Below are 15,146 nucleotides of genomic sequence, written 5' to 3' on the forward strand. Positions count from 1 at the left end.
GCCAAGTTCAAGGAGATCAGCGAGGCGTACGCCGTGCTCTCGGATGCCGAGCAGCGCAAGGAGTACGACGAGATCCGGGCCATGGGCTCGGGCGCTCGCTTCACCGCCGGCGGCGGGGGAGCGGGCGGCTTCGAAGACGTCTTCAGCCGATTCGGCCAGGGACGCGGCGGGCAGAACGCCGACTTCGAAGACATCTTCTCGATGTTCAACCAGGGCGGAGGCGGAGGCTTCGGCTCCGGACGCTTCGGCCAGACGAGCGGCGGATTCCGCGGCTTCGGCGGCCCGCAGAAGGGCGCCGACGTCACGGCCCGCACCACCCTCGACTTCGCCACCGCCGTGCAGGGCGACACCATCACCCTGCAAGGAGAAGACGGCAGACCGTTCAAGGTGAAGATCCCCGCCGGCATCGCCGACGGGCAGAAGATTCGACTGAACGGACGCGGTCGTCCCTCGCCCGACGGAGGAGAGAGCGGCGACATCGTCGTCTCGATCACCGTGCGCACGCACCCCGTGTTCACCCGGGACGGACTCAACCTGCGCCTCACGGTGCCGGTGACGTTCACCGAAGCGACCCTGGGGGCGACCATCGAAGTGCCCACGCTCAGCGGCGACACCGTCAAGCTGCGCGTCGCACCGGGCACCCCGTCCGGACGCGTGCTGCGCGTCAAGGGACGCGGCGTGACGACGACCAAGGGAACCGGCGACCTGCTCGCCGAACTCCAAGTCGCCGTTCCCACGCACCTGGATGATGCTGCCCGACAGGCCCTCGAAGCCTTCCGGGCCGCAGAGCCCAAGGAGAACCCGCGTGCAGAAATGATGGCGAAGGCACGAGCCTGATCACGCGGGTCCCGGGCAAACGCCCGGGACCCGCACTCGTCTCCGGCCCCGGTCGCCGGTTCAACAGCCACCCAGAAAGGACGGCATCCCGCATGATCGAAGACGACGATGCCCCGGTCTTCGCGATCGCCGTCGCAGCCGACCTCGCAAGCATGCACCCGCAGACCCTGCGCCAATACGACCGCATCGGACTGGTCATACCGGGGCGCACCCGCGGAGGATCCCGCCGATACTCCGCCCGAAACATTCAGCAGCTGCGCGAAGTGGCGCGCCTGTCAGCCGAGGGAATGAGCCTGCCCGCGATTGCGCGACTGCTCGATCTCGAAGACGAAGTGCGTGCGCTGCGCCGCCGCGTCAACGAACTGGAAGGCGCCCTCCGCGCCGAACGGCAGAACCGCCCCGGCGTGCGCGTCTTCGCCGCCGGAGCCGGCGGTGTCATCCCCGTCTCCAACGGCCGCCGTGTGCGCCGCTCCACCGAAGTCGTGCTCTGGCGGCCGGGCGGGCGTAGTGAGGACTGAATAGGGACGGTCACGGTCGTTCGTTCGAAGTCAGGCCGGACGTCGAACCGCCCATGCTCATCGCTTGAAGATGCTGATGCACGATCGCGGCGAAACGGGGACATCCCGCGGTGCTGAGCGCTGAACTGAGAGTCTTGTTGTTGCTTCGGTCCCGGTAGTAGGAGATCTGTCTGCGGATCACATTATCGACGGCTTGCGGGACGTTCTCCGCGATTAGTTGGAAGAACGTGTCGGCAGAGTGAACCTCGTACGGCAACGCTGCCGCGAGGCTGTGAAATCCCCCGTCATCCGTGACCAGATAGGTGGCCCCGCAGGTCATCGCTGCTGCGTGAACGTGAGTATCGTGGTCGTCGTCCCCAGGGAAGGTCATCCCTGCGGGGAAGTCGCGGACGATTTCATCCAGCGACTCTTCGATCAGTTGCTTTGCGCGGCTGGTGAGGTGACCTGGGCCAGCCGTGTTGTTCTTCCGAATCCAGTACAGAACCTCGGCGATGACGTCATTGGAACTCGCCACCGTGAACAGCTCCCCGGAGGTTTCATGTCGAAGCAGGAAAAGCCAGTCCCGAAGCGTCTTCGAATAGAGGACGTTCGCGTCCGCGAAGACGATCGGTACTCGCATCCGGCCAGGGTAGGTGAAGCCGCCGACATTAGATGATGAGGGGGAGTCAGTCTCCGCCGAAGTCCGCCTCGAGCAGCTCGCCGATAGCCGTCGAACGCTCAGTTTCACGCTCTTGGCGGAAGGCCGAGACGTCGCTCCAGCGCACGCGTCGGTGCGTGCCTCGCATGACCGCGGGGAGCTTGCCGTCAGTGATCATCTTCACCAGTGTGGGTCGAGAGACACCGAGCAGATCAGCAGCTGCCGATGTCGTCAGCAGTTCGGGCATCGACTCCAGAACAACGCGGCCGCCCTGCTCCATCCGGTGCACGATCGCGTCGAGAACTTCGGCGAGCCCAGGCGAAACCTGGATGGTCTTGCCGGTCGCCGTCGTGACCATCATCGTGGAGAACCTCTCATCGCCGGCCTGTTCGACGACGTCGGCAGCTTCAGCACGTATCGCATCGGTGATCGTCATCGCTGATCGGGTGGAAGTCGCGGCAGTCATGACCATTCCTTTGCTGAGTCGAGGCGTTGCGCTACTCGTCTGCAAGGAGCAGCCACTCGACTTTCGTTTATAAGTGTAAGCACCTCTCTTTGTGCTGTAAAGGTGCGCGCGCACTGCTGGCGTCGGGTTTTGCAACGCTGCTACCGCACTACTGAAACGTTCTTGACATCTGAAATCGATTCCAGTTAACTGTCATTCGTTAACGGTCCACAAAGAGGTGAAGTTATGGTTTCGATCCGACCCACGCGCGCGCCCGCTCTGGGAGATCAGCTCGCAGCAGTCCTGCGCGATCAGATCGTGCGTCGACAGCTGGAGCCGGGCACCCACCTGGTCGAAGACGCGCTCGCTGCGGAGTACGACGTCAGTCGCGGCCCGGTTCGCGATGCGCTCCGGCAGCTCGAGGGGCAGGGGCTCGTCGAGTCCCGCCGTCGCGGATTCTTCGTCGTCGGTCTCAGCCACAGCGACATCCACGACCTGTACGAGTTGCGCGAGTCCATCGAGATCGTCGCCGCTACACGTGCCGTCTCGCAGATCGACGACGAGCACATGCGTGCTGGGCGGGCGATCGTCGACGCCATGGTCGACGCCGCCGATCGGTCGGATGCTGCGGCATTCGCCGCCGCCGACATGCGCTTTCACGCCCTGCTCTACGAGATCAGCGGCAACCGCCGTCTCACCGACGTGTGGGAGTCCTACGCACCCGTGTTCGCGAGCCTGATGCAACTCACGGTTGAAGAAGACGTCGACCTGCATCCCTCCGCCCACGACCACGGCCGGCTCCTCGATGTCATCGCTGAGGGAGACGTCACGCGGCTCCAGGAAGAACTCCGCGAGCACCTCGACGGTGCGCGGGGCCGCATGGCCCACGCCGTCGACGCGCTGAACGCGACCACCAGCGAGACGAAGGCATCATGACGTTGACCGAAGAACGAACCTCCCTCGACACGATGGTGGCCACAGTGCCGCCGAAGCGCCGTCCGCGGCGCCCCTTCGTCGGTGTCGCCCAGTCGCGGTCCCTGCTGCTACTGGCAATTCCCGCACTGATCTTCTACGGTTTCGCAGTGCTCGTGCCCTCCATCCGCGGTGGCGTACTGGCCTTCACGGACTGGGACGGGCTGTCCCAGACGTATGATTTCGTCGGCTTCAAGAACTTCATCCGCATCTTCACGACGCAGAGCTCCCTGTCCGCGCTGAAGATGACGTTGATCTTCGCGGTCGCCATCACGATCCTGCAGAACGGCATCGGTCTGCTCCTCGCTCTCGGCGTGAACAGCGGTCTCAAATCGCAGAACTTCCTGCGCGTGCTCTTCTTCGCTCCCGTGGTCATCACGCCCGTAGTCGTGGCCTACCTCTGGAAGTTCCTGCTGACGCCCAACGGCGCCGTGAACACCGTGCTGGGCGCCGTCGGCCTCGGGGATGTCGCACCCAGTTGGCTGGGCGACCCGTTCTGGGCCGGAGCATCCATCGTCATGATGGTCGTCTGGCAGCACGCCGGATACTCGATGGTCATCTACATCGCCGGCCTGCAGTCGATCCCGCAGGAGATCAACGAGGCGGCGGCCGTCGACGGCGCCGGCGCCTGGCGCCGATTCTGGTCGGTGACCTGGCCGCTGCTCGCCCCCGCGACGGCGATCAACGTCATGCTCACGATCATCGGCGGCCTCAAGATGTTCACCGAGGTCTTCGTGCTGACAGCCGGAGGCCCCGGAGGGTCCACCGAGACCATGTCCACCCTGCTGTACAAGTCGGCGTTCCAGTTCAACGAGTTCGGCTACGGCATCGCGCTTGCCCTCGTGCTCGCTGTGATCGTCGTCTTCTTCTCGGTCGCGCAGCAGCGCATGGCGCGAAAGGCCAACTGATGTTCCGCTATTCGAAGGGCACTTTCGCCCGCGAGGTCGTGATGCTCGTCATCGCACTCGTCTTCGTCTTCCCCGTCTACATTCTCGTCAACATGTCGCTGCGTCCGGCGAACGAGGCGACGTCGCCGCTCGTGCCGTCGGCCAAGCCCACGTTCGACAACTTCATCCAGGCATGGAATCAGGCCGGTCTCGCCGAGGCGCTGCTCAACAGCGCGATCGTCACGATCAGCAGCGTCGTGCTGATCGTGGGAATCTCGTCGATGGCGGCATACCCTCTCGCCCGCGTCATGTCGAAGCTCTCGACGACCCTGTTCTGGGTCGTGCTCGTCGGAATGATGATCCCGTTCCAGGTGGCCCTCATCCCGCTGTACCAGACGATGCGCGACCTCGGTCTGCTGGGGTCGCTCGCTTCGCTGATCCTCTTCTACACCGGCAGCCAGGTGCCGTTCTCGGTCTTCCTCTACACCGGCTTCCTCCGCACGCTCGAGCGCGACTATGAAGAAGCCGCGGCGCTCGACGGGGCCGGAACGTTCCGCACTTTCCGCAGCATCGTCTTCCCGCTGCTGCGCCCGATCACCGGAACCGTCATCATCCTCAACGCCATCACGGTGTGGAACGACTTCCTCGTTCCGCTGCTCTACCTCAGCGGAACCCCGCAGCAGACCGTGACGGTGGCGCTGTACGCATTCGTCGGACAGTTCGTCTCGAACTGGCCGGTCGTCTTCGCCGGCCTCGTGATCAGCGTCGCCCCCGTGCTCGTCGTCTACTTCCTCATGCAGAAGCAGATCATCAAGGGCTTCGCAGGAGGGCTGAAGGGATGAGTCTCGACGCTTACGCCCTGCGCGCCGATGGTCAGGTCGAACCGCAGGGGATCATTGCCGCGCCGGTGTTCTCCTGGCGGTTGCGGTCATCGCGTCGCGCCGCCCGCCAGGTCGCGTATCGCATCACCGTCATGCAGCAGCTGGCGGCCGGCGGGACGGCGACCGTTTGGGACTCCGGGCGGATCGAGTCGGATGCCACGGTCGGAGCCCGCTATCGCGGGGCCCCGCTGGCCACCTCCGCCGACTTCACATGGAGCCTGAAGATCGAGGACGAGGCGGGAGCTGAGACCTCCGTCACGTCGGGCTTCGCCACCGGCATCGTGCATCGAGACGAATGGGATGCCGTCTGGATCGGCCGCAACCCGGTGTACCGTCAGGTCGCCCTGCCGCCGCAGGACACCGACATCAGCTTCACGGTCAACAAGCTGCAGCCGGTGCGCCGGTTCGTGCGGCACTTCGACCTCGACACGGTTCCGGTCGGCGCGAAGGTGCACGTCTCCGCCCAGGGCGCCTACCGCCTCTACATCAACGGTCAGAAGGTCGGCACCGACGAGCTGGCCCCGGGATGGACCGAGTACCGCGACCGCATCACCTACCAGTCCTGGGATGTCACGCCCCTGCTGCGCACCGGCCGCAACAGCATCGCGGCACTGCTCGGCGATGGCTGGTACGTCGGGTTCATCGGCACGGACCGCCGCCATCAGGCCCAGCACTACGGCAAGCAGCCGGCACTGCTGGCGCAGCTCATGCTCGACCGTGCCGATGGCGGCCGCGACGTGATCGCCACGGGGCAGGGGTGGAAAGAGGACGCCTCCGACATCCTCTACGCCGACATGCTCATGGGCCAGTACGAGGACTCCCGCCGCGCGGACCCCACCTGGCACACAGCCGAGCACGACATCAGCGGATGGTCCGATGCCGTCGTCGTCGACGACGAGCTCGCTCTGCTGACACCCGAGGTCGATCCCGGCGTGCGTGCCACGCTGCGCCTTCCGGCCGTCTCGGTCGAACGGCGCGAACCCGGACGCTTCATCGTCGACTTCGGGCAGAACCTCGTCGGCCGCGTGCGGCTGCGCCTGCGCGACCAGCCCGCGGATCGTCGCATCCAGCTCAACCACGCCGAGGTGCTCGACGACGGCGAGCTGTACACGGCGAACCTGCGCACGGCCGAGCCGCTCGACGTGTTCTGGACCAACGGTGACGCCGACCAGGTTTTCGAACCGCGATTCACGCTGCACGGATTCCGCTTCGCCGAGGTGCAGGGATACGCCGGTGAGCTGCGGGCCGAGGACATCGAAGCGGTGGTGCTGCACAACGACGCCGAGTTCATCGGAGAGTTCACCTCATCCGATGCCTCCCTCGACAGGCTCTTCCAGAACATCTCCTGGGGGCTTCGCGGCAACTTCGTCTCGATCCCGACGGACTGCCCGCAGCGCGATGAGCGTCTTGGCTGGCTCGCCGATGCCCAGGTGTTCGCCCCGACCGCCCTCGCGCTGGCCGACCTCGGACCGCTGCTGCGCCGCTGGATGCGCGACGTGCGCAGCGCACAGAGTGACGACGGCGCATTCCCCGACATCGCCCCGCACCTCATCCACCTGCGCGAGGGCGCACCCGCATGGGGCGACGGGGGAGTCACGATCCCCTGGAACATCTACCGTGCGACCGGTGACATCGACGTTCTGGCGGAGGCTGCCGACTCGATGATCGCCTGGGTGCGGCACATCGAGCGCCACAACCCCAGCCTCATCTGGCGGGCTCAGGTCGGCAACGACTACGGCGACTGGCTGCAGATCGGTGAGGAAACGCGCAAGGACGTCCTGTCGACCGCGTACTTCGCCTACAGTGCCGACCTGACCGCACGATCGTTGCGCGTACTCGAGCGCGACGCAGAGGCCCAGCAGATCGCGGAGCTGCGCGATCGCATCGCTGACGCGTTCCGCGAATCGTTCATCTCCGACGACGGCACCGTCGCCGGGGACACCCAGGGCGGACAGCTCCTCGCCCTCGCCTTCGGCCTCACCGCCGACGACACCCAGCGCGATCTCGTCGCCGAGAAGCTCGTCGACACCGTGGAGCGCCGAAGCGTCTCCCTGACGACCGGCTTCGTCACCGTCGGCCTGCTCTGCCCCGTGCTCGCGCAGATCGGCCGCGAAGACCTCGCCTTCCGTCTGCTCCACAACGACCAGTACCCGTCGTGGCTGTACTCCGTCAAGAACGGCGCGACCACGATCTGGGAGCGTTGGGACGGTTGGACGCCCGAGCACGGATTCCAATCGGCGCGCATGAACAGCTTCAACCACTACTCGCTGGGCTCGGTAGGCGAATGGTTCCTCTCCGGCATCCTCGGCATCGGCCAGAGCACCGACTCGGCCGGCTACGAGCGGATCGAACTCGCACCGCGCCTGGACCCATTCCTCTCGCACGCCGAAGGCGCGCTGGAGAGTCCCGCGGGACGCATCGAGAGCGCCTGGCGTCGCGACGACGACCAGATCGCCTGGACGGTCACCGTGCCGCCCGGTCGCGGCGCCGAAGTCGTCCTCCCGACAGCATCCGAGATCACGGAAGGAGGCGAGAAAGCGACGCAATCACACGGCGTCACCCTGATGGACCGAAGCCAGCAGAACACCCGTTTGATGCTGGAATCCGGAACCTACGAATTCCGGTTCCCGGCCGGGTAACCCCTGGCGAATCCCGTTACCACCCTGTACCCGGGGGCACCCGCCCCCTTCCTGCATTGGAGTCTATCCACCATGAAATCGCGTTACATCGCCGCTGTTGCCGGTGTCGCCGTGGCAGGCCTCGCCCTGTCGGCATGCTCGTCGTCGGAGCCGACGTCGTCCACCGAGCCCACTGAAGCGCTCACCATCGCGACCACCTCGAACAACCAGGGCCCCATGGAGGCCGTGATCGAGGCGTACACAGAGAAGACCGGCCTCGATATCAACCTGACGGTCGCCGACACTTCGCAGTTCCAGACCACGATCCGCACGCAGCTCAGCAGCGGCACCGGACCCGACGTCTTCACCGTGTGGGCCGGCGGTGGAAACCCCGGCGCCATCGACGTGCTCCAGGGAGCCGGCTACCTCGCCGACCTCTCCGACCGCGACTGGGTCGGCGACGTCGACCCCGGCACAGCTGAAACGCTTCAGATCGACGGCAAGACCTACGGCCTGCCCTCGAAGCTCGACGCCGTCGGCACGATCTACAACAAGGCGACCCTCGCCGAACTCGGCCTCGAAGTGCCCACCACCTACACCGACCTGCTGTCCTACTGCAGCGATGTGGCCGCCGCCGGCAAAGTCGCCTTCGCCCTCGGCATCCAGACCGACTGGGTCACCCAGCTGATCCCGTACGCTCTCGTGTCCTCCACCGTCTACGGCCAGGACGCCGACTTCGACGAGAAGCTCGGCGACGGCTCCGCGACGTTCGAAGGCTCCGGCTGGGGCGACGCATTCGACAAGTACCTCGAGATGGACGAAGCCGGATGCTTCAACCCCGACCCGCTCGGAACCGACGTCAACGCGGCATACGACCTGGTGAACTCCGGATCGGCCGTCGGCGTCGTGCAGGTTCTCGCCTCGTACCCGCAGATCGCCTCGACGGCGCCCGAAGGAACAGAGTTCGGCTTCTTCCCGCTCCCCGGTGACGACTCCGGCGAGCCCACGCTGACGCGCGGCATCGGCGTGAGCTTCGCCGTCAACGAAGGCGCGAAGAACAAGGTCAACGCCCTCGACTTCGTCGATTGGCTCGCCACCCCCGAAGCGACGAGCATCTGGTTCGACGCAGCGCCCGGACTCCCGGCGCTCACCACGGTCGAGACCGAGCTCGACGAAGTCATGCAGACCGCATCGGACATCATCGCCGAGGGCCGCACCTCGCCGATGCCCGACCAGGCCTGGCCGAACGCAAAGCCGCAGTCCGCGCTCTTCGTCGGCGTGCAGCAGCTGTTCTCCGGACAGTCCGACACCGACGGTGTGCTCCGCTCGATGGACGAGGCCTTCGCCGGCTGATCTCCGTGCTGCGGGGCAGGCGCCCCTGCCCCGCAGCATCCATCCCTTCTCTTCTGAAAGTTCTTCACGCATGCCCACGCACGACATCATCACCGCCGTTCCCCTCGCCTTCGATGAGAACGGCGCCCTCGACCTCGACGGAAGCCGACAGATCCTCGAGTACGTCGCCGCCTCCCCGGTGCAGGGAGCCCTCGTGCTCGGCACCACGGGAGAGTTCCCGGCGCTGTCGATCGACGAGCGCAACGCCGTCGCGCGACTGTCGGTCGAGGTCCTCCAGGGCATGCGTGTCATCGTGCACGTCGGAGCGGCGAGCCGCTTCGAGGTCTCGCAGCTCATCGACGGCGCCCGTGCCGCCGGTGCGACCGAGATCGCCGTGCTCACCCCCTATTACCTGCCCGCACCGCCGAATGAGGTGTTCGGCTTCTTCGAAGAGGTCGTCGCCGAGGCCGCCGGGCTCGATGTCTACGTCTACATGTTCGAAGCACGCACCGGGATTCCCGTCGACGAAGAGCTCATCGTGCGCCTGTCGGCACTTCCCGGAGTCGTCGGCGTGAAGGTCAGCGGCGAATCGCTCGAGCTGATCTCCTCGTTCCGTGCGCGCCTGCCCGAGGGGTTCCGCATCTACACGGGTTCCGATGGGGACTTCGCCCGGGCCGGTATCGCCGGTGCCGACGGTGTCATCTCGGGCGTCGCCTCCGCTTTTGCGCGTCCCTTCGTGAACATGCGCGAGGCGCTCATCGCCGAGGACCAGCCGCGCATCGCCGAACTGCAGAAAGACATCGATGAAGTCGTCGGGGCGGTGGATGGATCGCCCGCGCGCATGCGGGCGGTGCACCGTCTCGCCGGGCGTTCGGTGGGAGGTCGGCGCATGCCGATCCCCGAGCCGGATGCCACGACCCTGGAGCGCCTGGAGCGCGCCATCGGGTCGCACCACTAGAAAAGCGGCGTCCACTGGCGGGCGTCGCGCGACGAAGGAGAAGCAGAGTTGCACTCATCCACATCGCAGAGAAGACGACGCTCCGCCGCGGTTGCGGCATTGGGCGCTGTCGGCCTGATCGCGGGTCTTGCCGCAGGTCCGGCCTATGCAGAGACCGTAGAGGATCCTGCGGAGGCGCCGATGCGCGTCTCCGAGGGGCTCATCGATCTCACGGATACGAACACCGTCGGGCTGCCTCAGCTCGACAGTGCGGAGACCATCACTATCTTCGCGCCCGGTGATGACGACCTGAAGTTCAATCATGGCGTCGTCATGATGCCATTCCAGGGGAAGCTCTACGCGCAGTGGCAGACCTCGGAATGGGACGAGGACACCCCCGACACGGTCGTCACCTACAGTGTGAGCGACGACGGTGCAGCCTGGAGCGAGCCGGTTCACATGACCGAGCCGCGCGACGACGGCTACACCTCCAACGGCGGGTGGTGGACGGATGGCGAAACGCTCATCGCCTACCTCAACGTGTGGCCCGCCGACGCCAACCCGCGCGGCGGGTACACGGAGTACATGGCCAGCACCGACGGCATCCACTGGTCTGACCCGCAGCGGGTGACCGATGGCGCGGGCGAGCCCGTCAACGGAATCATCGAGCAGGACGTGAAAGCGCTGTCGAGCGGCCGGATCATGACCGCGTTCCACGTGCAGCCGGGACTCTTCGTCAAGCCGTTCTACACGGACGACCCGCTGGGCGTGACCGGTTGGACCCAGGGCGAATTTGAGAACCAGCCCAACAATGAGGGCATGTCGCGCGAGCTCGAGCCGAGCTGGTACGAGCAGGCCGATGGCTCAGTCGTCATGATCTTCCGCGACCAGGCGAACAGCTTCTACCGCCTCGCGGCGGTCAGCGAGGACCAGGGGGAGACGTGGGGCCAGTCGGTGCTCACGAACATCCCCGACAGTCGGCAGAAGCAGAGTGCGGGCAATCTGCCCGATGGCACCGCCTACCTCGTCGGAAGCCCGACCGGCAACAACCAGCGCCTGCCGCTGACGGTGCTCGTCAGCGCCGACGGAGAGACCTTCGACGCCGGCTACACGCTGCGCGATGCCGCCGACCTGCAGCCGCGCCGTTACACGGGCCGGGTCGACCGCAAGCCCAGCTACAGCTACCCGAAGAGCGTCCTGTGGGGCGACTACCTCTACATCGGCTACGGCGCGAACAAGGAGGATGCCCAGCTCACGCGCGTGCCTGTGGCGGACATCGCCCAGCGCGACGTTCCGGGGCAGGTCTCTTCGCTCCGCGTCGATGGCAAGGGACGTTCGATCGACGTCTCTTGGAAGGCGCCGAAGGACAGCGGTGACGCAGCGATCACCGGATACATCGTCACCGCCGAGTCGACGTCGGGGCGCACCGTCACGGCCGAGGTCGGCACGCGCAAGACGCGCACGACGCTGGACCGCCTGCACCCCGGACGCTATCGAGTGACCGTCGTCGCCGTGAACGAGTTCGGCGAAGGCGCAGCGAGCGTCTCGAAGTGGGTGAACGTCAGCGGCCGCGGGCGCTGAGACGCATCATGAGCCGGCCGGGCTGCCCCCTGTGGGTGGTTCGGCTGGCTTTCCTCTTATCTGGTTCTTGTCTGGCAAGCGGCGAGATACTGAAATCGTTATCTCACGGTTTTTCGTTGGTGTCATCGGAAATATGGGTGCGGATAAAGCTAGGTAGCGCTTAGTTGTTGACATCGATTCCAGCGGCGCGCTACGTTGAGCGAAATCGATTTCATCGCACTGTTGCGAGAACTTGCTGAACGAAGGAGTGAGCAGTGAAGTTGACCATGAGTACTTATTCCACGCGGGGGCGCGTGCTGCGTGCGACAGGCATCGCTGTGGCGGCAGGCTTGCTGCTCACAGGTTGCGCCACGAGCGGAAGCGGCGGCGCAGAGGGAGCTGGTGGCGAGCTCACCTTCTCAAACTGGCAGTTCCTCGAAGACGGGAAGGGGCCGATCCTTTGGGATGCGGTCAAGGAGTACACGGGACCTGACGGCGATATCAGTCTCGCCAAGGTGGAGATTCCCTTTGCCAATTACGCGGACAAGCTCAGCACGGAGCTTGGCGCTGCAGGCGGCCCCGATGTCATGGTTTTGCAGGACAGCCAGTTCGTCGAGCTCGTCGATGCGGGTGTTCTCGAACCGCTCGATGACATCGCAAACGAGCTGGGAGACTCGCTCAACAGCACCAATGACGCAGGCGAATTCGGAGGAGGCCAGTACGGCTTCAACTGGGAGCGTCCTACGTACAACACGATGATCTACAACAAGGATCTTTTCGATGAGCTCGGGCTTGAGGTCCCGACCACGTTCGACGAGTTCCTCGACACCGCGAAGACAATTACCGAGAAGAAGGGCATCTCTGGTTGGGCCGGCCGCCACCAGACGGCAGAGCTCGACGGGTGGACGCTGGAGATGGCGAACTGGATCTACGGGTTCGGCGGAGCGCTCAGCGACGGAAAGTCGCTGACGATCGATGCGCCCGAGAACGTGGAGGCAGTGGAAGCTTTCCTGGAGACGTTCGAATCCGGAGTGGCTCCGATCGGAGACGACGCATCCACCTTCCGCGCCAAGTTCGGCCAGGGGAACGTCGGAATGCTTTTCGAGAACTCTGGTGTGGCAACTACGATCACGTCGACAGAGGGCAACGCGATCGACGGCCAGAACCTCGGTGCGGCGCCGTTGCCGATGGAGTTCGCGGGGTCGAACTCGCAGCTCATCCTGGCCGTCAATGCCAACAGTGACAACAAGGAAGCAGCCAAGGACTTCGTTCGCTGGGTGCTCGGCGACGAGGGGCAGGTCGCTATCCGCGCTGGCTTGGGCGCGTCCGCGATGGCCACGGACGTCGAGCCTGACGCGGCGTTCCAGGAAGCGAACCCGTGGGCTGCGCAGTTCCTCGAGGCCGCCAAGACCTCCAGCTCGACGCTCGTGGAGGGCTTCGAGACCGATAGCAAGGTCATCTGGCGTGAGGTGCTGACGGCCGTCGAGGGTCTCCGGATCAACGGAGGCGATGTCGCGACGAAGCTCGCAGAGGCGCAGGCCGCCTTGGAGAAGGAACTGGGCTGAGGCTCGACAGCGGGGTGAGGAGACTCCTTCTCCTCGCCCCGCTGCCATGCCGCGACGACGCGGCATGGGTCGTATTGAGAGAGGACGACAGAGATGTCGATCACTGCTAAGGCGGGGCTACGGGACACGAGCACACCGCCCGTATCGTCACCGAAGGTGAATAAGGGTGGAGGGCTCAGCCGCTTCGTCGAAAAGAACGGGGCGTACCTGTTCCTGCTTCCCGCGATCGTGTACTTGGCGATTTTCACCGTATTCCCCCTGATTCGCGGCGTCCTTCTGTCGTTCACCGCGACGAAGCTCGTGAACCCCACCGGTGGTCGACCGGTCGGCCTCGAGAATTACGAATACCTGCTCGAGAGCGATAAGTTCTGGGCCTCTGTCACCACGACATTGCTCTACACGCTGTTCACCGTGGTGTTCTCCGTCGGCTGCGGGACCGCAGCGGCACTCTTGCTCAACACGGCGTTTCGCGGTCGGGCTATCGTTCGCGCTATTGCTGCAATTCCGTGGGCGGTGCCTACCGTGGCGGCTGCGCTCATCTTCGTCTGGATCTACAACAACGAGCAGGGGATCCTGAACCGCACGAGCGGTGCGCTCGGCCTCGGCCAGCATGGATGGCTGATCGATCCTGACTATGGTCTGTTCGCAGTCACGTTGGCGACGGTGTGGAAGCTCACACCTCTTGTCATGCTCGTGATGTTGAGCGCTCTCCAAAGCGTCCCGCACGAATTGCGAGAGGCGACGTGGGTCGATGGCGCGACGCGGTTCCAGTCCTTCCGTGCGGTGACGTTGCCGCATTTGATGCCGACGATCCGGGTGATTGCTCTTCTCATGACGATCTGGTCGATCCGTCGATTCGAGATCATCTTCCTGATTACGGGAGGCGGGCCCCTCGACGCCACAAACACGCTCGTCGTCAATGTTTACCGAACGGCATTCCAGGACCAGAACCTGGGCCGGGCTGCGGCGATCGGCGCGCTCGGGCTCATCCTTTCGCTGCTGGTCACCGTTATCTACTTCATCGTCGAGCAGATCCAGGAACGACAGGAGAGTCAGCGATGACGACCGTACGGATTCCCACGCCCCTCCCGCGCCGTCGAGGTCTGGCCAGCCGGTTCGGCAGCCTCGGCAAGGCCATCCTCGTTGTGGTTCTCGTGGTCTTCGCCGGCTTTCCCATCTACTGGATGCTGGCGACGTCGCTAGGAACCGAAGCATCGTTGTACGGGGGAGCGCAACCGATCATTCCAGAGTTCGGAAATATCGGACAGTGGTCCGGATTCCTCGAGAAGATTCCGATTCTGCGCTGGCTGGGCAACTCCTTCGTGATCGCGGCGGGCACAACGATTTTGAGCCTGATTCTGGCCACGATGGCCGCATATGCACTCAGCCGGTACCGGTTCCACGGTCGTGGTATCGCAGGCTTCATCTTCTTCAGCACGCAGATGCTGCCAGAAGCCCTCATCATTGTTCCGCTGTACGCGATCTTTGCCGGTGCGGGGCTGCTCAACAGCCATTGGGGGCTCATCCTGGCCGATGCTGCCTTTGTGATGCCGGTCAGCATGTTCATCATCAAGAGCGGCATCGACAAGATCCCCTATGAGATCGAAGAGTCCGCGCGCATCGATGGCTGTTCGCGTGTGCGCATTCTGGTGACCATCGTGTTGCCGTTGATCATGCCGAGCATTGCGGCGGCGGCGGTGATCGCCTTCTTCGACGGGTGGAACGAGTTCATGTTCGCCAACACCTTCATTTCGGACTCGGTGCTGTGGCCTGCTCCTGTCGGCCTCGCATCATTCCTCGGCCAGTTCTATACGCCGATGAACGTGGTCATGCTCTGCGCACTGCTATTCGCGTTGCCCGCCATCATCTTCTTCCTCTGGGCTCAGCGTGGCATCGTGTCCGGGTTGACCGCCGGCTCTGTGAAGGGATGACAAAGACCATGAATCAAGGAGATAGC

At 64.8% G+C, this 15,146-nt stretch carries 14 protein-coding genes; 12 read left to right on the forward strand and 2 right to left on the reverse strand.

The annotated features are described in order from the left end of the window. A partial coding sequence (locus tag Q0Z66_RS08290) for a DnaJ C-terminal domain-containing protein (RefSeq protein WP_298040085.1) occupies window positions 1-837 on the forward strand: 837 nt, incomplete at its 5' end. A gap of 92 nt (window positions 838-929) precedes the next feature. Further along, entirely contained in the window at window positions 930-1,355 is a 426-nt protein-coding gene (locus Q0Z66_RS08295) for a MerR family transcriptional regulator (RefSeq protein ID WP_298040088.1), read from the forward strand. A 10-nt stretch (window positions 1,356-1,365) separates the two neighbouring features. On the opposite strand, the gene Q0Z66_RS08300 is transcribed toward Q0Z66_RS08295, so the two are convergent. Beyond that, the gene (locus Q0Z66_RS08300) at window positions 1,366-1,974 is read right to left on the reverse strand and encodes a hypothetical protein (protein WP_298040090.1); all 609 of its coding nucleotides are present in this window, start codon (window positions 1,972-1,974) and stop codon (window positions 1,366-1,368) included. 46 nt (window positions 1,975-2,020) lie between these two features. Continuing rightward, window positions 2,021-2,458 carry a helix-turn-helix domain-containing protein gene (locus tag Q0Z66_RS08305; RefSeq protein WP_298040093.1) on the reverse strand — a complete coding sequence of 146 codons (438 nt, stop codon included), beginning with the start codon at window positions 2,456-2,458 and terminating at the stop codon, window positions 2,021-2,023. A gap of 225 nt (window positions 2,459-2,683) precedes the next feature. Between Q0Z66_RS08305 and Q0Z66_RS08310 the strand changes: the two genes are divergently transcribed. The 10 genes from Q0Z66_RS08310 (at window position 2,684) to Q0Z66_RS08355 (ending at window position 15,120) form a co-directional block, all read left to right on the forward strand. After that, window positions 2,684-3,373 carry a GntR family transcriptional regulator gene (locus tag Q0Z66_RS08310; RefSeq protein ID WP_298040095.1) on the forward strand — a complete coding sequence of 230 codons (690 nt, stop codon included), beginning with the start codon at window positions 2,684-2,686 and terminating at the stop codon, window positions 3,371-3,373. Then, window positions 3,370-4,317, forward strand: a complete 948-nt coding sequence (locus tag Q0Z66_RS08315; protein WP_298040097.1) for a carbohydrate ABC transporter permease — start codon at window positions 3,370-3,372, stop codon at window positions 4,315-4,317. Before Q0Z66_RS08310 ends, Q0Z66_RS08315 begins: the two co-directional genes overlap by 4 nt. Beyond that, on the forward strand, window positions 4,317-5,138 hold the full coding sequence (locus Q0Z66_RS08320) for a carbohydrate ABC transporter permease (RefSeq protein ID WP_298040100.1): 822 nt from the start codon (window positions 4,317-4,319) through the stop codon (window positions 5,136-5,138). Before Q0Z66_RS08315 ends, Q0Z66_RS08320 begins: the two co-directional genes overlap by 1 nt. Next, window positions 5,135-7,816, forward strand: coding sequence for an alpha-L-rhamnosidase (locus Q0Z66_RS08325; protein WP_298040103.1), 2,682 nt, complete (start codon window positions 5,135-5,137; stop codon window positions 7,814-7,816). Before Q0Z66_RS08320 ends, Q0Z66_RS08325 begins: the two co-directional genes overlap by 4 nt. Window positions 7,817-7,888: 72 nt before the next feature. Further along, window positions 7,889-9,148: an extracellular solute-binding protein gene (locus Q0Z66_RS08330; protein ID WP_298040105.1), complete on the forward strand. Its 1,260-nt coding sequence runs from the start codon at window positions 7,889-7,891 to the stop codon at window positions 9,146-9,148. Window positions 9,149-9,218: 70 nt separating this feature from the next. Beyond that, complete coding sequence (locus tag Q0Z66_RS08335; RefSeq protein WP_298040106.1) at window positions 9,219-10,085, forward strand: dihydrodipicolinate synthase family protein; 867 nt, start codon at window positions 9,219-9,221, stop codon at window positions 10,083-10,085. A gap of 48 nt (window positions 10,086-10,133) precedes the next feature. Further along, entirely contained in the window at window positions 10,134-11,645 is a 1,512-nt protein-coding gene (locus tag Q0Z66_RS08340; RefSeq protein WP_298040111.1) for an exo-alpha-sialidase, read from the forward strand. A gap of 266 nt (window positions 11,646-11,911) precedes the next feature. Next, window positions 11,912-13,189 (forward strand): extracellular solute-binding protein, encoded by a 1,278-nt coding sequence (locus Q0Z66_RS08345; RefSeq protein ID WP_298040114.1) that lies wholly within the window; start codon window positions 11,912-11,914, stop codon window positions 13,187-13,189. Window positions 13,190-13,282: 93 nt separating this feature from the next. Then, window positions 13,283-14,251, forward strand: a complete 969-nt coding sequence (locus Q0Z66_RS08350) for a carbohydrate ABC transporter permease (protein WP_298040120.1) — start codon at window positions 13,283-13,285, stop codon at window positions 14,249-14,251. Then, complete coding sequence (locus Q0Z66_RS08355; RefSeq protein WP_298040121.1) at window positions 14,248-15,120, forward strand: carbohydrate ABC transporter permease; 873 nt, start codon at window positions 14,248-14,250, stop codon at window positions 15,118-15,120. Before Q0Z66_RS08350 ends, Q0Z66_RS08355 begins: the two co-directional genes overlap by 4 nt. Window positions 15,121-15,146 lie beyond the last annotated feature (26 nt).

Origin of the sequence: uncultured Microbacterium sp. (genome assembly GCF_947632095.1) — a bacterium.
Taxonomy (GTDB): domain Bacteria; phylum Actinomycetota; class Actinomycetes; order Actinomycetales; family Microbacteriaceae; genus Microbacterium.